Here is a 19,394-nt window from a genome sequence, read left to right as displayed (position 1 = left end):
AAATGGGCACCTTGTAAAAGGCGCCCTGTATTTAGTAGTTAATATTGAATGCTAATATTTTGCCCGATCGTATGGCTCTTAAAACGAATACGATCAGTTCCTGCACCATTATTATCTGTTACTTGATATGAACCAGGGCCTAAAGTATTAATCGTAACCATACCATTTGTGCCGGCATACTCAATTTGTATAGAAAAAGTTGATGGAGCTTCAGACACAGTATCAAAATTGATTGTATATACGTCAACACCAACATGCGAAGCTAAATCAACCCATGGACCCCAAGTGAGCGGAGGTGCCCATGCTTGTGTGGAGGCGCCATGATTCTGACCACCGGGTGTTCCACGAGCTTTAGAACGATTAGCGAAAGCAAATAATTGATGAAAACTATCGAAACTGATGGATAAACCATCGGTAAGAATTAAGCGCGGCTGTTGATTATGATACTTTTTCGCTAAAACAGTAATACGTTCTTCAACCTGCCCGATGGGGATATAGTTCGTTACTAATCGATATCCATTGGCAGGTGTACCATTTTCCACTACGACTTTGGTGTCAACTGGTAATGAATCAACGTCTGGTCTGATTTCACTTTTCTTCCTTTCAGAGATATCTACTGGCCACCCGTCTGGGGTAATAGCGACTGGGAAATTGACTCCTCCTTTAATGTGACCAGTCACAGGTACGTGTGGGGCATTCGAACCACCTGGAATAGATAAGTCTTGTCCAAAACTGGGTGATGCAGTGCCTTTTACAACCATGGTTTCATCAGCCATGATAATTCCTCTTTGACGTTTAAAGTTGTAAATAAAATACTGTATAAATAACCAGTATTTCTACTGTATTGTTGTTGATAATCATTGTCAACAAGTCTGGAGTTTTTTTTAGGTTGGAACAGTCATTAGCCTGTTATGCGCATCATTCAAACATTTGACCTTAAGGTTGAACAATATTATTTTTGAGTGTACTGTTTGTATATACAGTGCTTTTGGGGGTGTTAATGTACACCGAACTGAAAATGAATAAGTGGATAAAGTCATCTACAGTTGCGGAACTGGCGTTATGTGAGTACGTCTGCAGGTCACTCAGGGAGGGAACGTGACGATTTGTTTTGAAACTCCTAATGATCAGGCTTGGTACGATGTAGTAAGGCGGACTGATGGGGTCGTTATATGTAGCTTTCCTTCAACGGGAAGGCATCTCGTTTATAGGTCCGATGGTATTATCTCCATGCGCCCATTATTGCCAGAAGAAGAAATATTTACCTTAAATGGATTTATGAGGTTTGCTGAACGACTCGGCTATCGTGTTATTCCACCTTCTGATAATATGAAATCAACGGCCTGAACAACCGTTACCTACTGCGCCACGGAGAAAAACCATGGCGCAATTGCACTTAATAAAACATTCTCAAGGTATCCTGATCCCCGCAACGCCGGAGACCAGCGATTTTCTTCAAACAAAATGCAAGCTCGGTGCCGTCCTGGAGGCCGAATATAAGCTTGTCCGCAACCCGGCGTTTCACCGCCGATATTTCGCCTTACTCAATCTGGGCTTTGAATACTGGGAGCCTACTGGCGGCGCAATCTCTTCGAACGAGCGCAGGCTAATTCTCGGTTATTCCAAATTCCTTGCATCCCATGGTGGCAATGAATCGGTATTCCAGGATATCGCCGAGCAATATCTTGACCGCGTCGCAGAAAAACGAGCCGGAAGCATCAGTATCTGCAAATCCTTTGACGCCTATCGCTCATGGGTAATCGTGGAAGCCGGCCATTACGATGCGCTTCAGCTGCCAGATGGCACTCTGAAAAAGCACCCACGCAGCATTTCTTTCGCGAGTATGGACGAAACCGAATTCCACCAGCTTTACCAGGCCTCACTGGATGTGCTCTGGCGGTGGATTCTGTCCCATAAATTCGCCAGTCGTGAAGCTGCTGAAAATGCAGCGTCTCAATTGCTCAGCTTTGCGGGGTGAATCGATGAAATATTCATGGTTTCACCATCACGACTGCACGACCGAGCAGGCCGATGAACTGATAGATAATTACCGCAAACGCGGGGTAAAGGTCGAACGTAGTTTAAACCAGGACTTTACGACCTGGACCGTCAGCGCTCAGCTGGTGGAAGACAAGAATCCACCGCGCCCTGATTCCCGCTGGCGCAACCGGATGTGGGGTTGAATATGGCAAAGAGACCCCAACGACGCTGCAAAATCTGCCGGGCGAAATTCACTCCAGCTTTCGAGAACCACCGCTGGTGCTCTCCTGAGCATGGCGCTGAATTTGCCATGCAGGAATTGGAGAAGAAGCGCGAAAAACAGGCGCATGCGAAAGCGAAGAAAGAGCGCGCCGAATGGCGTAAACGCAAAGCCTCGGTGAAGCCCCTCAGGCACTGGGAAGATATGACCCAGCGTGTCGTTAACGACTATATCCGCGAACGAGACTACGACTTGCCATGCATCAGCTGCGGCACTTTTGACACGGTTCAGTGGGAGGCTGGTCATTACCGTTCCCGCGGTAAAGCATCGCACCTGCGTTACAACGAGGACAACATTCACAAGCAGTGCCATCACTGCAACGTGCAGATGTCAGGAAACCAGCAGCAGTACCGCATTGGCCTGGTAGAGAAAATCGGCGCTGAGCGCGTCGAGGCGCTGGAAAACAACAACACCCCTCACCGATACACCATCGAAGAACTGGAAGGCATCAGACGCCATTACAGCGCGCTACGCCGTGCGCTAATAAAACAACGGGAGGCCGCATGAGCCGTGACGGTATCGAACGTATCCGCGAACGCTGGCAAAAGCTCCGCCTCTGCCGGCACCGCGGAACAGTAATGACCGATTATCGAATTTTGAAAAACTTTGTCCGCATTTATCAGTATCTGGGAGAAATAGCATGAACCTCGAAAATACAGTGAAATACCACTTCGCGAAGTCCACTATGATTAGCGATTCTCCACGAGCGACGACATCAGACTCATTAACCGGCACTGACATTATGGCTGCAATGGGCATGACACAGGAACGTGCTGCTATGGGGTATAGCGCTTTTCTGGGCAAGATGGGCATTAGCAACAATGATCGAGAACGAGCTATCGGTCTATTAGCTGAATATGCGCTGACAAAATGCGATAAAGTTGCCGCGCTGCGCAAGCTCGCGACGAACGTAAAACCTCAGGTTATTCAGATCCTCGCAACGTTCGCCTTTGAGGACTATTCGCGAAGCGCTTCCAGCAAAAAAAAATGTGACTGCTGCTGCGGTTCCGGATTCATCGACGTAGAGGTCTTCACCAACAAAGTATCGTATCCGGACGGCAAACCGCCGAAGTGGGTCAAAGTTACAAAGGGGATCTATCCATCATACTGGGAGGAGGTGAAGTCGGTCCGGGAGCAGGTCCGGGTGCTTTGCCAAAAGTGCAAGGGAAAAAGGACTGTTAGCGCTGCCTGTAACGACTGCCACGGTCGGGGGAAGGTAGTGAACCAGGATGAGACGGAGAAGCAGGGAGTGCCTGTCATGGGCAACTGCAAGCGCTGTGGTGGTCGTGGGTATGAGCGAATCCTCTCCACTGCTGTGCACAGTGCCATTTGCCAGGTAACGGATGCCATCACCCTGGATACATGGAAGAAGACGGTTAAACCATTTTTTGACGAACTGATCACTAAATTCGATATAGAAGAGGCATGGGCGGAGGGACAGCTCAAACAAATAACGCGCTGAGATATTTACTTTTCCCGAATTCGTGTTAATTTGTTCTAACGATGGGCATTGTCTGTTCACCGTTGATCAACCCGCCAGCGAGCGGGTTTTTTTATGGACATAAATTACCATTGCCATTCGCATGTGTATAATTCCCTGCTTTGCATCAGGCGATATTATGAGAAAGATTATTTTCCCAGCATTGTTTTTAGTGGCTTCCGCGCATGCCACTAACCAGCCAACGATGATGGTTTTCAAATGCTCTCCAGAACATTCTAAAAACAACACTATGGTTACTTGGCAAGATGTGAAGAAACAAGATGGCTGGCATCGTTATGCTAGCTGGAAAGATAAGGAGGGAGAGCATTATGGCATTGAACTGTATTTCAATGGTTCATCGCCTAATAAGGATGGACAGATTGAGGATATATATGTGTTTGGCAATATGGATAGCCAGAAAAAAATATCAGGACCCGCAATCTCTATGATTCTCAATAAAAAGGCAAAGTTGCTAACTTACAGTATTACGAACGACTTGGTAGGGTCGGACGTGCACAACCCTCTGGAGAAAGGGACGTGCACCTTAAGCGATAAAGGTTAAATCTACTATCGAGCCACATCAGTATAACAACTTCATTAAAGCTGCCTTTTGGCGGCTTTTTTTATATCAGGCTCACGGGAATCATCTGCGACGAGCTTGGTTGATAAATCAGCCCAACGGTCCTGACCCTTTCAAACACACACAGCACCCCGTTTTTTCGGAGGTGATATGGCTAAACGTATGCAAGATAAAGAAAGCATTGCCGGAGTCTCATGGCTGATTGTCCTTGCTCTGTCATGCTGGGGCGGTCTTGTCCGATACCTGATTGACGTTAAGCAAAACAAAGCTACCTGGAGCTGGATTAACGCTCTCGCGCAAATCGTGGTTTCAGGATTCACCGGTGTCATCGGTGGGCTTGTCAGCATAGAAGGCGGCCTAAGTATTTACATGATTCTGGCCACTGCCGGTATCAGTGGGACTATGGGTTCTGTAGCGCTCACGTATTTCTGGGAGCGAATCACCGGAGTGAGAGCACAATGACAGCAGACCAGATTATCGAGGGTATCCTCGGCAAAGAGGGTGGTTATGTCGATCACCCCTCTGATAAAGGCGGCCCTACTCGCTGGGGTATCACGCAGAACACAGCGCGTGCATACGGTTACAAAGGCGATATGAAAGAGCTCCCTCGGGAAACTGCGAAAGAAATCTATATGCAGCAGTATTGGCTGGAGCCCAAATTTGACAAGATCGCCGAATTGTCACCATCAATCGCAGAAGAGTTATGCGATACCGGCGTCAACATGGGGCCGCGTGTTTCCACAACGTTCCTTCAGCGTTGGCTGACGGCACTGAACCAACGCGGCAAACTATATCCCGACCTGAAACCTGATGGCGTCATTGGGAACATCACGATCGCCGCGCTGCGCAGTTACCTAGCCGTACGGGGTAGCGCAGGGGGCACGGTGATACAGAAAGGGTTGAACTGCAGTCAGGGCGCACGGTATCTCGAACTTGCGGAAGCGCGGGAAGCCAATGAAGAATTTCTCTTCGGGTGGGTGAAGGAGAGAGTAAACCTATGAAGCTAATTATCTTCTTTCTGCTTGCGCTGGTGGTTGTTTTAACGTTGTTGCTGTTAAGAAAGTATACCCGGATTGAGTTTGTGGGACATGCTCGCCTGTTACTTAGAACTTGGTCTGTTCGTCTGGGGACTGCTGGCGCGCTGGTCGGTGTATGGGCGCAGTCATTCCCGGATGCCGCGCTTCATGCTTGGGCAATGCTGCCGCCGGATATCAAAAACATCCTTCCGCCAAATATCGTTGCACTAATTAGCCCTGCGCTGGTAGTGCTGGCGGTGCTCTCACAATATGTACGGCAGCCGGCATTGAAAGATAAGGCCGACAAACAGAAAGAGCCGAAGCAATGAGTTTTGAAATTATTGCTGGGCTGGTGGTCCTTATCCTGGGTGCTATCGCTGGTGCATTCGGTATTGGCCATGCTCGCGGTACCAGCAAGGCAGAAGCCAAATCAGCACAAACGCGTACTGAAGAGAAAGCCGCTGCTAGCGTCGCCGCGTCTGAACGGAAAGAGGAAGCCCCAAGAGAGGCCTGCAATGTACAGCAGACAGTTAGCCATATGCCTGATGACGATGTTGATCGGGAGCTGCGCGAAAAGTTTACCCGCCCCGGTGGTGGTTGATACGGCCTGCAACTGGGTACGAATCATCTACCTGACCGACTACGATATCAATGTGCTGGATAAGCAGACCAAGCGCGACATTCTGGCGCACAACAAATCAGTGCTGGCCAATTGCTCGCAAATTACAGAGAAGGGTGCTAAGTAATACAGAGAAGGTCTAACTTATTGATATATATACTGCCACTTTAGTAAAAATCTGAAAGCGAGACAATAGAGCGGTAAACAATGAAAAGTTTGTATCTAATTCATGGGCGCTAATGCACTATTGATTTTTAAATTCCTTCAATCTAAGAAGCTGCCCATGACGAAAAATTCACTTCCTAAACTTCCCCACGATTATCGTTACGGAGACGAACACTCAATCCAGCCTCATTCTGATGGGGAATATTTTGCGCCACAGGGGTGTGTTATCAAGTCTGTTGATCTTTCTAACGGAGTGGTTATCTATGTTCCTATCCAGCGCTACATTGAGCATTTAAATATATGGTTCACTGTCTAAGGAACCCTCGAGTAATTTGTTAGCAACCCACTTGGTTGGAGCGAATTGATCATTGGTATCAAAAGAACAGCATATACATCTTTTGTTCTGGTTCAATGTTCTGGATAGTAGTGAATAATTAATATAAAGGGCTTTTTCAGTAATTAAATGATATCGATAGCCAAAATGAAGCTATCATCTCGTAACTACTGCCAGCTAACACCGAAATGGCAGAGGTCAGTTATTAAGCAGAAAAGTCTCACCCGGGTGGCTCCTTAGAGATTTTAGTTTTCTAACTGGTATTAACCAAAGGTCGCATCTTTATGCGGCCTTTTTTATTGTGCGCAACAAGTATCCTGTAGGTAACCGCTCTGCTTGTATACGTGGCAAGGATAAATGCGAATGCATCACAGAGGCCATTCTCAGAGTGACCTCGATAATGCCCCACATCGCACAGAGGTAAGACATGTCAGAGATCACCGCATCCGAACAAATCCGCCTAGATATCATCAAGAAAGTTAACTACGACACTGCCGCGGCTAAGCTGGCCATTGATTGGGTTGGCGATAGCTATCTCAAAGCAGAGCTCTTTGCAGACTCTTTCGATCGTGTTTACACGGAAAGTGAGATTGTCTCGAAAACCCGAAAGGCTATTCAGGAAGCAACCGAAGCGCTGGCACTGTTTGATACAGTCACGGAGCAGTCCAGTTAAGTCGTTACAGCAGGCATTCTATGAGTGCATGTGATAATGACAATTTGTGGTGTACTTGTTAATCGTCAAAGAAGCAGGAGATAGAACGCAACTATCACGATGGCTACCCTACAGAGAGAGGCACACCCGAGCCAATATGTACACCACAACCCACACAGGCCACAGGCGTTCGCTGGTGGCTTTTTTTATTGGAGTAATCCATGGCAAAGCCGGACTGGGGCGAGCTTCAGCAACGGTTCCTGTCCGATCATGCCGCAACCGGCGTATCACCGAAGGATTGGTGTGAAGCGCAGGGACTGAATTACGCTACTGCCCGCCGATATATCAAGAAACCCACTGCGCAAAAACCTGCGCAGAAGAAATTGCGCACTGCGCAAAAGGAAAAGTGCGCAGAAGAGCTGGTGGATAGCAAACTGAGTCCAAAGGTAAAGCGCTTCATTGCCGAATACCTCAAGGACAATAACGCCACTGCCGCCGCAGAGCGAGCGGGTTATAGCGACCCAAACTATGGCCGTCAGCTTCTAACGAATCCTAACGTTACGCAGGCCATTGCGCAGCAGCAGAAAGCATCCATTGCGCGCACGCTGGGAAGTGCTGATGAAGTGCTTGAGCAGATGTGGCGGCTGGCAACTTTCGACGCCAACCAGCTTTCTCAGTATCGCCGCGGTAGCTGCCGTTACTGCTGGGGCTTCGGTCATCAGTATCAGTGGCGCGATGCCGTAGAGTACGAAGAGAAGCGCCTCGAAGCACTTGAGCGTAAACGTCGGGAACCTTTGGATGATGGGGGATACGGCTACGACCACACTAGCGCACCTAACCCGGAATGTCCTCGCTGCAATGGGGATGGTATCGGCCAGCCTTTCTTCGCTGATACGCGCAAGCTGGCGCCTGATGCAGCGCTTGCCTATTCCGGCGTGAAGCTCGGAAAGAACGGTGTGGAGATAACCGCTATCAGCCGCGAGCGAATGTTCGAGGCGGTGATGAAGCGTCTCGGCCTGGCTGATAGTGAATTCGCCCAGCGCCTGCAGCAGATAGAAATTGAGCGCCGGCAACTGGAGATCGACAAACTTCGCAAAGAACTGGCCGCTGACCCGGAAGATGACGAGCCAACGCCAGTTGCGATCAATATCAACGTAGTCGATGCGCGAGTGAGGGAAGAGGATGGCGATAGCACCGACGCTTAACGTTCCTCAGGCCAAATTCCTTGCGATGCAGTACAAGTTTAAGGCCTATGTCGCCGGCTTCGGTTCTGGCAAAACATGGGTCGGTTGCGGCGGCATCTGCAAAGGAATGTGGGAACACCCAAAAATCAACCAGGGTTACTTTGCCCCTACGTATCCGCAGATCCGTGACATCTTTTATCCCACCGTTGAGGAAGTAGCCAATGACTGGGGGCTGAATGTCAAAATCAACGAGGGGAACAAAGAGGTTCACTTCTACGCCGGGCGCCAGTATCGCGGAACCACGATCTGCCGCTCGATGGAGAAACCACAAACCATCGTTGGTTTTAAAATTGGTAACGCGCTGATTGATGAGCTGGACGTGATGCCCGCGCAAAAGGCGCAATTAGCCTGGCGAAAAATCATCGCGCGTATGCGTTACAAGGTGCCCGGCCTGCGTAACGGAATAGACGTCACCACGACGCCGGAAGGGTTTAAATTCGTTTATCAGCAGTTCGCAAAGGCTGTGCGTGATAAACCCTCTCTCTCAACGCTGTACGGACTGGTTCAGGCCTCGACGTTCGACAACGAAAAGAACCTGCCGGCGGACTACATCCCGTCATTGATGGAGTCATACCCGCCGGAACTGATAAAGGCTTATCTGCGTGGCCAGTTCACCAACCTGACCAGCGGGACGATTTACCATCAGTTCGATCGTAAGCTGAATAACTGCCGGGAAGAGGAGCAGCCCGGCGAGCCTCTGTATATTGGTATGGACTTTAACGTCGGGAAGATGGCCGGGATTGTTCACGTGTTACGTCTGGGGCTTCCGTTTGCGGTGAATGAAATCGTGAAGGCTTACGATACCCCTGACATGATTCGCATCATCAAAGAACGGTTCTGGCTGTACGACGGCAAAGATTATCGCAAGGTGCGTGAAATCTATATCTATCCGGATGCTTCCGGTGATTCTCGTAAATCCAGCAATGCCAGCGCCACTGATATCGCCCAGCTTAAGCAGGCTGGCTTCAATGTGGTTGTTAATGCATCAAACCCACCAGTGAAAGACCGCATCAACTCGATGAATGCCATGTTCTGCAATGGCAACGGCGAACGTCGCTACAAGGTGAACGTACAGCGCTGCCCGGTGTACGCAGAATCGCTCGAACAACAGGTCTGGGCCGAGAACGGTGAGCCGGATAAAACGGCGGATAACGATCACCCTAACGATGCCGGCGGGTATTTCATTGTGAAGCAATTCCCGATCATCAAACCAACCGGAAAAGTCACCCAACTGCGGATGTAAAAACATGCCTGATATTTCAACGCCCAACCTCGACTATAACGATATGGTTGAGGCATGGGATATTAATGATGCGCTGATGGGCGGCACGCTGGAAATGCGCCGGCAGGGCAAGAAGTATCTCCCGAAATGGCCGAACGAAGATCCTGAAAGCTATAAGGAGCGTTTAGCTTCGGCAACGTTACTACCTGCCTATGAAGAGGCCATTAAACAAAACATCGGGCGAGTGTTTGCTGAGCCGACGGTATTGAGTGAGGACTCTCCTGAACAAATACGAGAGTTGTCGCCAGATATTGATATGGAAGGAAACCGGCTCGATGTCTGGGCACAGCAATTTTTCAGCATCGGATTCCAGTATGGTCTGGTACATGCGCTGGTGGACTTCCCGAAAATTGACCCGGAGGCAGTAAAAACTAAAGCCGACGAAAAAGCCGCGGGATCCCGCCCGTATGCCACGATGTTAAATCCTCGCCAGGTCATCGGCTGGAAATCGAAAGTGGTTAAAGGGAAAGTGGTGCTGACCGATCTGCGTATCAGAGAGGTCATCATTATTGATGGCGATGATTACGGGCAAACGAAAGTTGAGCAAATACGCCATATCATGCCGGGTAAGGTTGAAATTTATCGCCGAAATAAAGGTGAAAATGGTGAAAGCCAGTGGCAGATTCACGACGAGTGGGAAACCAGTCGCGATGATATTCCCCTGGTGACGCTTTACACGAAGCGAACAGGCTTTATGCGCGGTTCACCGCCACTGCTTAATCTCGCTTTACTGAATATCAAGCACTGGCAGAGTCAGAGTGAACAGGACAACATCCTGCATGTCGCTCGTGTGCCGTTGCTGGTGGCTTACGGTCTGGCTGATGGCGAAACGTTGACGATAGGTTCTTCCTCTGCGACTCGTTTCGATGACCGCCAGCGGCAGGGACTGGAATATGTCGAGCATACCGGGGCTGCGATTGAAGCCGGTAAGATTTCCCTTGAGGATCTGGAAAACCAGATGCGTCAGGCCGGCGCAAAATTGCTGCGCGCGGAAAACACATCGACTAAATCCTTAGACCAGACTCACGAAGAGCGGATGCAGGAGAATTCACCTCTCTACACCATGGCAAGCTCGCTTGAGGATGCGCTCGATAATATCCTGCAGATTATGGCGGAATGGCTGGGCGAGAAAGAAGGCGGCAATGTCGATGTACGCACCGAACTGGACGTTTCAGCCCAGACGTTTGATGCCGCAGCTGCAACGGCTGTTCAGTCGCTCCGTCAGGGGGGGGATATACGTCAGGTTGATGCTGTTCGCGTTTTGCAGGCCCTCAAATTTATCGATCCGGACGCGAAGCCCGAAGAGGTAATCGACGAGTTGCGGAATCAGCAGGTCACGCTTGCCGGCGGGCTGAGTAACCAGGGGGGTGCAAATGGCAACGGCGAATGACAAGCTTCAGGATGAATCGATAGCGCATGCGATATGGGTAGCGCGGTACAGCACCAGCGTTGCAAACAGAATGATAAAAATCCTGAATGACAGCGATGCGGAACTGACAGCCAGATTGCTGGTGGCGATGGATAGCCTGGATGCTGACAGCTTTACCGTGTCGCGAATGGAAGCGCTGCTCGTTAGTGTCAGAGCTCTCAATCGTGAGGCTGTGCAGTCAATGTACGCGGGCCTATCTGATGAGCTGCAGCAACTCGCCCAGCACGAAGCAGGCTTTCAGATGAGCCTGTTCCAGTTTGCGATCCCCGATGATGTTCTATCGCTTCATCCACTGGTGGGCATTTCACCGGATGTCGTTTATGCAACTGCGATGGCACAGCCGTTTCAGGGGCGCCTGCTTTCGGAGTGGGCAGATAACCTTGAAGCTGACAGGATGGCTAGAATATCCAATACAGTGCGGCAGGGTTTTCTCCTGGGCGATACCCATGAGCAAATCGCCAGAAAGGTCCGGGGTCATGCTAACCGTGGCTATCAGGATGGCGCGCTGCAGATGAGCCGCTCCAATGCTGGCAGTATTGCAAAAACGGCTGTAGGGCATCTTGCTTCGACTGCCAGGAAAAGCTTTGCAGACGCGAACGATGACATTTTGAAGGGTAAGCAGTGGTTATCCACTTTGGATAACCGTACATCAAAAGACTGTCGGATTCGCGACCGCCTCAAGTACACACTGGATAACAAGCCGATCGGCCATAAGGTGCCGTATCTGCAGGGACCCGGGAAAATCCATTTCTGCTGTCGCAGCGTCGAAACCTACATCCTGAAATCGTCTGATGAGCTCGGTATTGCTGTAGGGCAAATATCAAATAGCTCGCGCGCCAGCATGGACGGGCAGGTGCCTTTGGATACCGATTATCAGGGCTGGTTCTCGCGCCAGTCGTTCACGCGACAGTCCCAGATCGTTGGCGTAACCCGGGCCCGGCTGATTCGTGACGGCGGCATGTCGCCTGATGACTTCTACAACGACAAGGGCGAATGGCTGACTCTGGAGCAACTTCGTAACCTGGATGCTCAGGCGTTCAGCAACGCCAGACTTTAAAGCTTTTTAAGTCTTCAATCAGGCTGCCTCCGGGCGGCCTTTTTTATTGCCGTGATCCGGATGGTGAGCGGTGCAACGGTCGGATGACCACCGAAAAGGTAACCACATGAAACTGAAAACAGTCGAAGTTAACGGCAAAAGCTATGCAGAAGTCGATTCCAGCGGTTTACCCGTCTACGTCCACGATGACGGCCAGGAAGTTGGTTTTGATGCTGTGCAGGCCGTTGGGAAAATCTCCTCTCTGAATGGCGAGGCAAAATCTCATCGTGAAGCCAAAGAAGCCGCTGAAGCCGGTCTGGCTAAGTTTGCCAAAATCGGCGATCCGGCAAAGGCGCTCGAAGCGCTGGAGATGATGACTAAAATCGACCAGAAAAAACTGATCGACGCAGGCGCCGTTGATCAGGTTAAAGCGGATATCACCAAATCCTTCCAGGCGCAGCTTGATGAAGCTACCCAGCGTGCGACGACCCTTGAAGGCCAGCTTTATCAGGAAATGATCGGCGGCCGTTTCTCTGGGTCGAAATTCATCGCAGATAAAGTAGCAATCCCGGCAGATATGCTTCAGGCGCGGTTCGGTCAATCCTTCAAAGTCGAGGATGGCAAAGTCGTTGCCTATGACGGTTCAGGCAACAAAATTTATTCCCGCTCTAAACCGGGCGAACTGGCGGCCTTTGATGAGGCGCTGGAGTTCCTGGTGGAGCAGTACCCACAGAAAGACCACATTCTGAAGGCCAGCGGCAACCAGGGAGGCGGCTCACGGCAGTCTCAGCATTCACTCGGGCAGAAAACGATGAAACGCGATGCGTTTACCAGTTTGAGCCCGACAGATCAGCAATCAACTCTCAAAGACGGTATCACCATCGTCGATTAATTCTTTGCCAGCTGCCGGATGGCTGCTGGTGCCGGAGCTGGATAGCTCAACCAACCCTATATTTTAATCTCCAAGGAATCCATACACATGGCTAATACGCTTACCGGGTTGATCCCGACTATCTTCACGGCTCTGGATACCGTATCTCGCGAACAGGTCGGTTTTATCCCGGCTGTATCGCGTAATGCGAAAGCTGATGCAGCTGCGAAGGACCAGACTGTTACTGCGCCGGTTGCGCCACCGGCAACCACTGTTGATATTACCCCGGGGGCTACTGCGCCAAATGACGGCGACCAGACGATCGGCGCCGTTGATGTCAAAATCACCAAATCCAAAATGGCCCCGGTCAAATGGAACGGTGAGGAACAACTGGCGCTGGGGCCCGCAGGGACATACAACACCATCCTTGCTGATCAGTTTAAGCAGGCTTTTCGCGCGCTGGCTAATGAGATGGATGCAGATCTCGCGGCTTTGTATTTCGCTTCCTCCCGCGCTGTCGGTACGGCTGGTACTGCCCCATTCGGGATTGCGGGCGATCTGTCAGATGCGGCAAATGCGCGCCAGGTATTGTCCGATAACGGCTCCCCGACTACCGATTTGCAGATGGTCCTTGGTTCCTCTGCGATTGCTAACCTCCGTGGTAAACAGTCAGTTCTGTTCAAGGTGAACGAGTCTGGTACCGATGCGCTGCTGCGTGAAGGTATCGTGGGCCGTCTGGAGGGATTCAACATCCACGAATCTGCACACGTCAAAAAACGTGCAGCATCGGCTGCCGATGATTATCTGGTAAATGGTGCAAAATCTGAGGGTGACATCCTGATCGCGATTGATACCGGCACGGGTTCTTTCACGGCAGGTGATATTGTGACGTTTGACGGTGACAGCAACAAATACCTCGTTGCTGCAGCTACTGCTACCACTATTACCCTGGCGGCACCGGGCTTGCGTCAGGCGCTGGCGGATAACTCCGCGATTACTACCGTAGGTGGATATACCGCAAACATGGCATTCGACCGTAACGCGTTCCTGCTGGCTGCGCGTACCCCGGCAATGCCGCAGGGCGGTGATACTGCGGATGACGTCATGAACGTTACTGACCCGGTGTCAGGCATCACTTATCAGGTTGCTCTGTACCGCCAGTATCGCCAGGTGCGTTACGAAGTCGGTTTGTCCTGGGGCGTAGCAGCAGTTAAGTCGGCGCACTCAGCGTTGTTGCTGGGCTGATAAATAGGGGCTTCGGCCCCTTTATTTTTGTGGAGGGCTTATGGCCGGATTAACAAAAGAGCAGCGCGCACAACGAGCTGCTGAGCAAACTGCGTTTACGCAGGCGGATAACAACGTATCTGTATCGACCACATCGCAGTTGGTGGCGATGGTTACCGATTTCCCGGCATTCCCCGGCGCTCCTAATACCGCCAACGTTCACCCTGATGAAGTGGAGAACTGGAAGGCGCACGGCTGGAAAGAAATGGAGTGATGCATGATCACTTTCATCACCGTTGGAGATGTCAATTCGATTCTCGGTGCCACCTGGACAGATGAAAGCAAAAAAGCCAAATCTGTGCTGATGACTAATACCTGGATGAATGGGCTTAACCTGAAACTGCCGTGCGATAAGGCAACTCACGAAACCATCATTCCTGACGATGTAAAACAGGCTGGCGCCTATGCGGCGCTGGCGGCGGCAAATGGCGGGTTGTATCAGCAGAAAACTGACTCTGGCGTGCTCCTCAGCAAGACGGTAGATGCCGACGATGTCAGCGTTTCCAAAACCTTCGCAGAACTCGCTACCAACAGCTCTGCATTGCTTGATTCTGATCTGCAGCTGGCGCTTGCAATGCTTAAGCCATATGGCGTTAGTCAGTCTCAGGTGCGGCTGGTAAGGGGGTAACATGCAAAATCCGGATGTGCATTATGCCGGTGACGGGCTCGGTCCTCGCGATGTATTTGTGAATGGAAACCCGTTCAAACATGTCGTTTACGCAAACCCGGCAAAGGGCGTTGTTGAGTTTGCTCCGCTCCCGCTGCGGGTTAAGCGCAACGGCGAAATTTATACCCGAAAACTCCACGGTACGGTGATCGTTAAACCTCAGCTGCGTAGTGGTGGGTGCAATGGGAATTCGTGACGAACTGCAAACCGAAGTCGCCGCGGCATTCGATACCGACCTGAAGGATGCTGTTAAGGATTTCACTGGAACATACACCGTTCGAGGTGACTGGGACCCGGTTACGGAAACCGGCACTGAAACGCAGGTGACTTACTCGGGGCGCGGAGTGCTGGCGCGCTATAAACTCCGCCGCATCGATGGCGTTAATATCCTTCATGGTGATGTGAAACTAACCGCCCTGGTTAATGAGGTCACAGACAAGCCAGCGGTTGAGCACATTATCACGGCTCCTGACCCGATTACTGGCGCACTCCAGCGCTACGAGGTCATCACCGCTTCTGCCGACTCTGCTGGTGCTGCGTACTCCATTCAACTGCGGAGGGCGTGATATGGCTAAGGGCTGGAACATTGACCCTGCGGCATTTGCCGGGCTGGTGGAGGACGACGTCAGGTTACGGCAAAGAACCATCGCCATTCAGTTGCTGAATGAAATCGTCCAGCGATCGCCTGTAGGTAACCCGGAGTTATGGGCTATCAACGCCACTGCGATGCAGTACAACAAAGCGGTAGGTGAGTGGAACGAATCTCTATATGCCGATCCTGCCAACCTGACAAAGACTGGCCGTCTCAGAAAGAAAGTCCGTGTTAACGATGGCATGGATATCCGGCGCCCGGCTGAGTATCGAGCAGGAACCTTTCGGGCGTCGCATTTTGTCAGCATCGGCGAACCGGATCATTCAATACCATCAGAGCCTGACCCGCGCGGAACAATGACATTCCTCAACGGGAAAAATATCATCAATCAGGCGCCGGCCTACTCGGTGATTTACATTCAGTCAAACCTCCCTTACTCCGTACCGCTGGAGAATGGCCACTCTACGCAAGCGCCGACAGGCGTCTATGCCGTCTCATTTAATGGTGTAATTCAGGCCTACAAATGACCCTCACAGAAATAAGAAACGTTGTCATCAGACGAATGACGACGCAGACCGCTATTGCCCAGGATGCGGTGGACTACCCAAACGGTCCTGTATTCGATCCCAGCGGTCGAAAAATCTGGGCTCGTCTTACTGACATCCCCGGACAAGCAGGTGCTAACGAAATTGGAGCAGGGCCGACTGTCCACCGAACAGGGGTTCTCATCATCCAGCTTTTCGTCCCTGTTGGTTCAGGCACTCTGCAGCTGGCTCAGGCCGCCGACAAATTAACGCAACTCTTCGAGTTCCAGGACGACGGAAAGCTGAGTTATTTCGCCGTATCCGCCATCCCGGCAGGTGAAACCGATGGCTGGTCACAGCTCAATCTTCAAATCCCTTATCGCGCTCTGTAGCGCACAATCAACAGGAGGCTCCTGTGAGTTCAGGCGCAAAAGTAGTAACCGCGTTTATTCGCGAAACCACACCGGGGGAGACACCCTCTGCTGGTGTCTGGAACCTGTTACGCCGTTCGTCGTTCGGGGTGATGCCAACGCAGAACACCAACGATAACGATGAAATCGGCGGTGACCGCATGGCGCAGGGCGTTTCCCGTGGCACGATTGATGTCGGCGGCGATGTCGGCACCAGATTTCGCTGGAATCAGCATGATGATTTTCTGGCGAGCTGTTTCGGAGCGGATTGGCTCGATAATGTGCTGACGATGGGCAACAACCGCATTACTTTTTCAGTTTCTTCATACGCTGATGATGTAGGGATCGCACAGATTGCCCGCGGTTGCCAGGTTGCCACTTTCCAGATTGAAATCCCGAATGATGGCGACATAACTGCGACCATTACCTTCGCCGGGCTTGACTGGGAAACCAAAGCCGACGATACCAGCTATTTCACTAACCCGGTGGATGGTGCAGGCGCGCTGCGCTATTCGTTTAAGGAAGTGACAGGCCTGAGTCTGAACGGGGTGGCGGGTGGTGCTGGCTTCTGTGTGGATACGTTTAATATCCAGTTTGATAACAACATGCAGACTCAGCGTTGTATCGGTACCGGCTCAGCATTTGCTGGCGCAAACATTCCGACGACCTTTACACCGTCAGGCCAGATCACGCTGTCATGGTCCAAGGCGGCCTGGGAGATTTATAAAAAAACCTTCACCGGCGAAACGGTGCCGTTTACCTTCACGCTGGAGAACGCCGAAGGCGCTTATACCTTCAGCTTCCCTGAAGTTCAGATTTCTGGCGACTGGCCGGACGCCGGGAATACTGACATCGTACAGGTTCAGCTCGATATCACCGCCGCCAATACGCCGCCAACGATTACCCGCGCGCCAAAAGTACCGGCGACGGCAATCAGTGTTGCGCCAGCCACTTCAAATGGCGCAGTCGGCTCTACGGTGACATTAACTGCCACGCTTACGCCTGCTGATTCAACAGATATCGTCCAGTGGACGTCATCTGACCCTGCGATTGCCAGCGTAGTTTCTACCGGGCAAAAAACGGCGAAAGTGACCCGCAATGCTGCCGGAAACGCCACGATCACCGGGAAGGCTCGTACCTTTACGGCAACGTCTGAAATCACTGTCACCGCACCTTAATTTCCCTGACCCGTTCCGCAGAACATCGCGGTTCGGGCTTTTTATGGAGTCTGTATGCTGATTATTTCTTCTCAACTTGATCTGAGTGGCGAGCGTTGGTTTTTCCCTTTTAAAAAGCCTGATGGCCGTAAAAAGAAATACACACCGGAAGAAGAAGCACTGTTTAAACTCCGCCTGCTGGTGACCAGCAGCGAGAATCCACAGTACCGCTCACGCAATGCGCTGGTGCGGCGCCATATCGACAAAATGGACGCGAGCTATCAGGTCGGTACCGACGCGTTCGATCTCGCCAGCGTGGGTGAAATTGACTCAATTGATGATCTGCTCATCGATAACTGCGCGCGCTTTCTTTTGAAAGACTGGGAGGGAGTAGGTGAGCTGGTGGATGGTATTGAGAAGGCTGTAGCGTATACGCCCGAACTTGGCGTCGCGTTACTGAAGCAGAACCCCGCGTTGTATTGGCTGATTCTGGCAGAGGCTGCAAACATAGCTCAGGGTAAGGAGCAGCAGACTCAGGAAACCGTAAAAAAGCCCTAGAGGCGCAGGCGTGGCTAAAGGAGTTCGGGGGCGAAAGGGGAGATAAGGCTAAATGGCGCCGGGAGCAACTGAACCTTCCACCGATTCCTGAGCCAGAAATTGATGAAGTAACAGGGGAGATCCTCAATGCCTATGCCATGATATCGCGCAGCAGGAAATATGCTGGCATGGCCGGAGTACCGCTCCCATTATCCCTGAATGATATTGAGCTATATCTGGCATCGCGCACCATCCTGATTGACCGCACCGAGTTTGACGCCGCTATCCTGGCGCTCGACGATGCGTGGCGTGACGAGTGGGCAGCGGAGCAGAAACGACAGGAAAAACGCTAAATAATTGTAGCATTGCGATGCATAACTCATGTGTTAGGATGTTTCCGATTGCAATCAAAGGAAATATAAAATGAAAAAAGTCATCGCATTGGCGCTTGGAGCGCTGTTACTTTCGGGTTGTACTGTGCGTGTTGCAGACTTAACTGTAGCAAGTACCAAAAACTACAACCTTAACGGGGGCAAGTTCTACAAAGGTAAACGAGTTACTGCTGAAGATAGCTACCCGGTCATCATCTTCCCTACTGGGATCCCTAACGTGAAAACTGCAGCAGACCGCGCGATTGAAAAAGATCGTTGTGCTGTTGGTCTGTCAGACGTAGTTGTCACTCAGCTAAACCATGCTTTCCTGTTTGGTAAAATAGGTCTGCGTGTTGAAGGCAACCTTGTGATTGACCGCAGTCTGCCGGGTTGCGAGAACGCAAGCTGATTTATTAAGCCACCTCCGGGTGGCTTTTTAACTGATGGGTAGGGGTATGAAAGCAATTTTTGTAGGATTGGTATTATCCTTTTTTTGTACATATTCTTTTGCTCAGATTGAGGAAGTGCGGCTTTTGGATAGCATGAAATCTCAAGCGTGTAATGGAAATAAGGCGTGTGAGTCTATATTCATATCAGCAATTAGTATGACATCGAATATTGCTAGATATCATGGCGAATGCCTTAGGGACGGTGACACCTCCAGGCAATGCCTCAATGCCAAGATTACTTACGATCATATAGCATCTGAGTATGAGCAAGATAAAAAAGCTAGGCAATGAACCATGCATCTGACAGGGGGCTGACTTAGCTATAGCTAAGCGGTGTAATGCAATGCCTTGCAATAAAGAAGATAACCTTCACTGATTATCACTTCTTAAACTATTCTTAACCCGCTTAATCAGCGGGTTTTTTATTGCCCGGAG

30 protein-coding genes are annotated in these 19,394 nt (G+C 50.9%); 29 read left to right on the top strand and 1 reads right to left on the bottom strand.

Features of this window, described 5'->3' with window-relative positions:
* Positions 1–38: 38 nt before the first annotated feature.
* Positions 39–776, bottom strand: a complete 738-nt coding sequence (locus tag ABLV08_RS14605) for a colicin Z C-terminal domain-related protein (RefSeq protein ID WP_080968052.1) — start codon at positions 774–776, stop codon at positions 39–41.
* A 322-nt stretch (positions 777–1,098) separates the two neighbouring features.
* On the opposite strand from ABLV08_RS14605, the gene ABLV08_RS14600 reads away from it, so the two are divergent.
* From ABLV08_RS14600 to ABLV08_RS14460, 29 genes are all read left to right on the top strand, one after another.
* Entirely contained in the window at positions 1,099–1,347 is a 249-nt protein-coding gene (locus ABLV08_RS14600; protein ID WP_072060198.1) for a hypothetical protein, read from the top strand.
* Between the two features lie 34 nt (positions 1,348–1,381).
* Entirely contained in the window at positions 1,382–1,978 is a 597-nt protein-coding gene (locus tag ABLV08_RS14595) for a DUF1367 family protein (protein WP_048228854.1), read from the top strand.
* 4 nt (positions 1,979–1,982) lie between these two features.
* Entirely contained in the window at positions 1,983–2,183 is a 201-nt protein-coding gene (locus ABLV08_RS14590) for a hypothetical protein (RefSeq protein ID WP_049056602.1), read from the top strand.
* A gap of 2 nt (positions 2,184–2,185) precedes the next feature.
* On the top strand, positions 2,186–2,767 hold the full coding sequence (locus ABLV08_RS14585) for a recombination protein NinG (RefSeq protein WP_049056601.1): 582 nt from the start codon (positions 2,186–2,188) through the stop codon (positions 2,765–2,767).
* The gene (locus ABLV08_RS14580) at positions 2,764–2,904 is read left to right on the top strand and encodes a YlcG family protein (protein ID WP_049056600.1); all 141 of its coding nucleotides are present in this window, start codon (positions 2,764–2,766) and stop codon (positions 2,902–2,904) included. Before ABLV08_RS14585 ends, ABLV08_RS14580 begins: the two co-directional genes overlap by 4 nt.
* On the top strand, positions 2,901–3,722 hold the full coding sequence (locus ABLV08_RS14575) for an antitermination protein (RefSeq protein WP_320905269.1): 822 nt from the start codon (positions 2,901–2,903) through the stop codon (positions 3,720–3,722). The genes ABLV08_RS14580 and ABLV08_RS14575 overlap by 4 nt, the downstream gene beginning before the upstream one ends.
* A 157-nt stretch (positions 3,723–3,879) precedes the next feature.
* Positions 3,880–4,302, top strand: a complete 423-nt coding sequence (locus tag ABLV08_RS14570; RefSeq protein WP_116548389.1) for a hypothetical protein — start codon at positions 3,880–3,882, stop codon at positions 4,300–4,302.
* A 180-nt stretch (positions 4,303–4,482) separates the two neighbouring features.
* Positions 4,483–4,782: a phage holin family protein gene (locus ABLV08_RS14565; protein WP_058675830.1), complete on the top strand. Its 300-nt coding sequence runs from the start codon at positions 4,483–4,485 to the stop codon at positions 4,780–4,782.
* Entirely contained in the window at positions 4,779–5,321 is a 543-nt protein-coding gene (locus ABLV08_RS14560; RefSeq protein WP_143830238.1) for a glycosyl hydrolase 108 family protein, read from the top strand. Before ABLV08_RS14565 ends, ABLV08_RS14560 begins: the two co-directional genes overlap by 4 nt.
* Positions 5,318–5,665, top strand: a complete 348-nt coding sequence (locus ABLV08_RS14555; RefSeq protein ID WP_047077968.1) for a hypothetical protein — start codon at positions 5,318–5,320, stop codon at positions 5,663–5,665. Before ABLV08_RS14560 ends, ABLV08_RS14555 begins: the two co-directional genes overlap by 4 nt.
* A complete protein-coding gene (locus ABLV08_RS14550; RefSeq protein ID WP_348855980.1) occupies positions 5,662–5,937 on the top strand; it encodes a hypothetical protein in 276 nt (91 codons plus the stop codon). Before ABLV08_RS14555 ends, ABLV08_RS14550 begins: the two co-directional genes overlap by 4 nt.
* Complete coding sequence (locus ABLV08_RS14545; RefSeq protein ID WP_242490672.1) at positions 5,888–6,082, top strand: hypothetical protein; 195 nt, start codon at positions 5,888–5,890, stop codon at positions 6,080–6,082. Before ABLV08_RS14550 ends, ABLV08_RS14545 begins: the two co-directional genes overlap by 50 nt.
* 799 nt (positions 6,083–6,881) lie before the next feature.
* Complete coding sequence (locus ABLV08_RS14540; RefSeq protein WP_047053459.1) at positions 6,882–7,127, top strand: DUF2560 family protein; 246 nt, start codon at positions 6,882–6,884, stop codon at positions 7,125–7,127.
* Positions 7,128–7,327: 200 nt separating this feature from the next.
* Positions 7,328–8,311, top strand: a complete 984-nt coding sequence (locus ABLV08_RS14535; RefSeq protein ID WP_320905270.1) for a terminase small subunit — start codon at positions 7,328–7,330, stop codon at positions 8,309–8,311.
* Positions 8,289–9,593 (top strand): terminase family protein, encoded by a 1,305-nt coding sequence (locus tag ABLV08_RS14530; protein WP_047053455.1) that lies wholly within the window; start codon positions 8,289–8,291, stop codon positions 9,591–9,593. The genes ABLV08_RS14535 and ABLV08_RS14530 overlap by 23 nt, the downstream gene beginning before the upstream one ends.
* Positions 9,594–9,597: 4 nt before the next feature.
* Positions 9,598–11,022, top strand: coding sequence for a DUF4055 domain-containing protein (locus ABLV08_RS14525; protein WP_045419392.1), 1,425 nt, complete (start codon positions 9,598–9,600; stop codon positions 11,020–11,022).
* On the top strand, positions 11,006–12,118 hold the full coding sequence (locus ABLV08_RS14520; RefSeq protein ID WP_117025805.1) for a phage minor head protein: 1,113 nt from the start codon (positions 11,006–11,008) through the stop codon (positions 12,116–12,118). Before ABLV08_RS14525 ends, ABLV08_RS14520 begins: the two co-directional genes overlap by 17 nt.
* Before the next feature lie 106 nt (positions 12,119–12,224).
* Positions 12,225–12,989, top strand: a complete 765-nt coding sequence (locus ABLV08_RS14515) for a DUF6651 domain-containing protein (protein ID WP_024359389.1) — start codon at positions 12,225–12,227, stop codon at positions 12,987–12,989.
* A gap of 87 nt (positions 12,990–13,076) precedes the next feature.
* Positions 13,077–14,213 carry a P22 phage major capsid protein family protein gene (locus tag ABLV08_RS14510; protein ID WP_348855979.1) on the top strand — a complete coding sequence of 379 codons (1,137 nt, stop codon included), beginning with the start codon at positions 13,077–13,079 and terminating at the stop codon, positions 14,211–14,213.
* 40 nt (positions 14,214–14,253) lie between these two features.
* Positions 14,254–14,466 carry a hypothetical protein gene (locus ABLV08_RS14505; RefSeq protein WP_063422102.1) on the top strand — a complete coding sequence of 71 codons (213 nt, stop codon included), beginning with the start codon at positions 14,254–14,256 and terminating at the stop codon, positions 14,464–14,466.
* Between the two features lie 3 nt (positions 14,467–14,469).
* Positions 14,470–14,880 carry a hypothetical protein gene (locus ABLV08_RS14500; protein WP_063422103.1) on the top strand — a complete coding sequence of 137 codons (411 nt, stop codon included), beginning with the start codon at positions 14,470–14,472 and terminating at the stop codon, positions 14,878–14,880.
* A gap of 1 nt (position 14,881) precedes the next feature.
* Positions 14,882–15,115: a hypothetical protein gene (locus tag ABLV08_RS14495; RefSeq protein WP_063422104.1), complete on the top strand. Its 234-nt coding sequence runs from the start codon at positions 14,882–14,884 to the stop codon at positions 15,113–15,115.
* On the top strand, positions 15,102–15,485 hold the full coding sequence (locus ABLV08_RS14490) for a hypothetical protein (protein ID WP_063422105.1): 384 nt from the start codon (positions 15,102–15,104) through the stop codon (positions 15,483–15,485). The genes ABLV08_RS14495 and ABLV08_RS14490 overlap by 14 nt, the downstream gene beginning before the upstream one ends.
* Position 15,486: 1 nt before the next feature.
* The gene (locus ABLV08_RS14485; RefSeq protein WP_063422106.1) at positions 15,487–16,038 is read left to right on the top strand and encodes a hypothetical protein; all 552 of its coding nucleotides are present in this window, start codon (positions 15,487–15,489) and stop codon (positions 16,036–16,038) included.
* A complete protein-coding gene (locus ABLV08_RS14480) occupies positions 16,035–16,427 on the top strand; it encodes a phage tail terminator-like protein (protein ID WP_063422107.1) in 393 nt (130 codons plus the stop codon). The genes ABLV08_RS14485 and ABLV08_RS14480 overlap by 4 nt, the downstream gene beginning before the upstream one ends.
* Positions 16,428–16,450: 23 nt before the next feature.
* Positions 16,451–17,623 carry a phage tail tube protein gene (locus tag ABLV08_RS14475; RefSeq protein WP_163366192.1) on the top strand — a complete coding sequence of 391 codons (1,173 nt, stop codon included), beginning with the start codon at positions 16,451–16,453 and terminating at the stop codon, positions 17,621–17,623.
* A 54-nt stretch (positions 17,624–17,677) separates the two neighbouring features.
* Positions 17,678–18,160: a hypothetical protein gene (locus ABLV08_RS14470; protein ID WP_117025802.1), complete on the top strand. Its 483-nt coding sequence runs from the start codon at positions 17,678–17,680 to the stop codon at positions 18,158–18,160.
* Positions 18,161–18,327: 167 nt separating this feature from the next.
* Positions 18,328–18,492 (top strand): hypothetical protein, encoded by a 165-nt coding sequence (locus ABLV08_RS14465; RefSeq protein WP_072205652.1) that lies wholly within the window; start codon positions 18,328–18,330, stop codon positions 18,490–18,492.
* A gap of 70 nt (positions 18,493–18,562) precedes the next feature.
* The gene (locus ABLV08_RS14460) at positions 18,563–18,919 is read left to right on the top strand and encodes a hypothetical protein (protein WP_047053439.1); all 357 of its coding nucleotides are present in this window, start codon (positions 18,563–18,565) and stop codon (positions 18,917–18,919) included.
* Positions 18,920–19,394 lie beyond the last annotated feature (475 nt).

The sequence above is a fragment of the Klebsiella sp. CN_Kp088 genome, from assembly GCF_040064335.1.
GTDB classification, from domain to species: Bacteria; Pseudomonadota; Gammaproteobacteria; order Enterobacterales; family Enterobacteriaceae; genus Klebsiella; species Klebsiella aerogenes.
This window is presented reverse-complemented; position numbering and strand designations above follow the sequence as displayed.

Coding starts and splice junctions, on each gene's coding strand:
- ABLV08_RS14605 (WP_080968052.1), bottom strand. CDS start 776: ATGGCTGATGAAACCATGGTTGTAAAAGGCACTGCATCACCCAGTTTT.
- ABLV08_RS14595 (WP_048228854.1), top strand. CDS start 1,382: ATGGCGCAATTGCACTTAATAAAACATTCTCAAGGTATCCTGATCCCC.
- ABLV08_RS14590 (WP_049056602.1), top strand. CDS start 1,983: ATGAAATATTCATGGTTTCACCATCACGACTGCACGACCGAGCAGGCC.
- ABLV08_RS14585 (WP_049056601.1), top strand. CDS start 2,186: ATGGCAAAGAGACCCCAACGACGCTGCAAAATCTGCCGGGCGAAATTC.
- ABLV08_RS14580 (WP_049056600.1), top strand. CDS start 2,764: ATGAGCCGTGACGGTATCGAACGTATCCGCGAACGCTGGCAAAAGCTC.
- ABLV08_RS14575 (WP_320905269.1), top strand. CDS start 2,901: ATGAACCTCGAAAATACAGTGAAATACCACTTCGCGAAGTCCACTATG.
- ABLV08_RS14570 (WP_116548389.1), top strand. CDS start 3,880: ATGAGAAAGATTATTTTCCCAGCATTGTTTTTAGTGGCTTCCGCGCAT.
- ABLV08_RS14565 (WP_058675830.1), top strand. CDS start 4,483: ATGCAAGATAAAGAAAGCATTGCCGGAGTCTCATGGCTGATTGTCCTT.
- ABLV08_RS14560 (WP_143830238.1), top strand. CDS start 4,779: ATGACAGCAGACCAGATTATCGAGGGTATCCTCGGCAAAGAGGGTGGT.
- ABLV08_RS14555 (WP_047077968.1), top strand. CDS start 5,318: ATGAAGCTAATTATCTTCTTTCTGCTTGCGCTGGTGGTTGTTTTAACG.
- ABLV08_RS14550 (WP_348855980.1), top strand. CDS start 5,662: ATGAGTTTTGAAATTATTGCTGGGCTGGTGGTCCTTATCCTGGGTGCT.
- ABLV08_RS14545 (WP_242490672.1), top strand. CDS start 5,888: ATGTTGATCGGGAGCTGCGCGAAAAGTTTACCCGCCCCGGTGGTGGTT.
- ABLV08_RS14540 (WP_047053459.1), top strand. CDS start 6,882: ATGTCAGAGATCACCGCATCCGAACAAATCCGCCTAGATATCATCAAG.
- ABLV08_RS14535 (WP_320905270.1), top strand. CDS start 7,328: ATGGCAAAGCCGGACTGGGGCGAGCTTCAGCAACGGTTCCTGTCCGAT.
- ABLV08_RS14530 (WP_047053455.1), top strand. CDS start 8,289: ATGGCGATAGCACCGACGCTTAACGTTCCTCAGGCCAAATTCCTTGCG.
- ABLV08_RS14525 (WP_045419392.1), top strand. CDS start 9,598: ATGCCTGATATTTCAACGCCCAACCTCGACTATAACGATATGGTTGAG.
- ABLV08_RS14520 (WP_117025805.1), top strand. CDS start 11,006: ATGGCAACGGCGAATGACAAGCTTCAGGATGAATCGATAGCGCATGCG.
- ABLV08_RS14515 (WP_024359389.1), top strand. CDS start 12,225: ATGAAACTGAAAACAGTCGAAGTTAACGGCAAAAGCTATGCAGAAGTC.
- ABLV08_RS14510 (WP_348855979.1), top strand. CDS start 13,077: ATGGCTAATACGCTTACCGGGTTGATCCCGACTATCTTCACGGCTCTG.
- ABLV08_RS14505 (WP_063422102.1), top strand. CDS start 14,254: ATGGCCGGATTAACAAAAGAGCAGCGCGCACAACGAGCTGCTGAGCAA.
- ABLV08_RS14500 (WP_063422103.1), top strand. CDS start 14,470: ATGATCACTTTCATCACCGTTGGAGATGTCAATTCGATTCTCGGTGCC.
- ABLV08_RS14495 (WP_063422104.1), top strand. CDS start 14,882: ATGCAAAATCCGGATGTGCATTATGCCGGTGACGGGCTCGGTCCTCGC.
- ABLV08_RS14490 (WP_063422105.1), top strand. CDS start 15,102: ATGGGAATTCGTGACGAACTGCAAACCGAAGTCGCCGCGGCATTCGAT.
- ABLV08_RS14485 (WP_063422106.1), top strand. CDS start 15,487: ATGGCTAAGGGCTGGAACATTGACCCTGCGGCATTTGCCGGGCTGGTG.
- ABLV08_RS14480 (WP_063422107.1), top strand. CDS start 16,035: ATGACCCTCACAGAAATAAGAAACGTTGTCATCAGACGAATGACGACG.
- ABLV08_RS14470 (WP_117025802.1), top strand. CDS start 17,678: ATGCTGATTATTTCTTCTCAACTTGATCTGAGTGGCGAGCGTTGGTTT.
- ABLV08_RS14465 (WP_072205652.1), top strand. CDS start 18,328: ATGGCCGGAGTACCGCTCCCATTATCCCTGAATGATATTGAGCTATAT.
- ABLV08_RS14460 (WP_047053439.1), top strand. CDS start 18,563: ATGAAAAAAGTCATCGCATTGGCGCTTGGAGCGCTGTTACTTTCGGGT.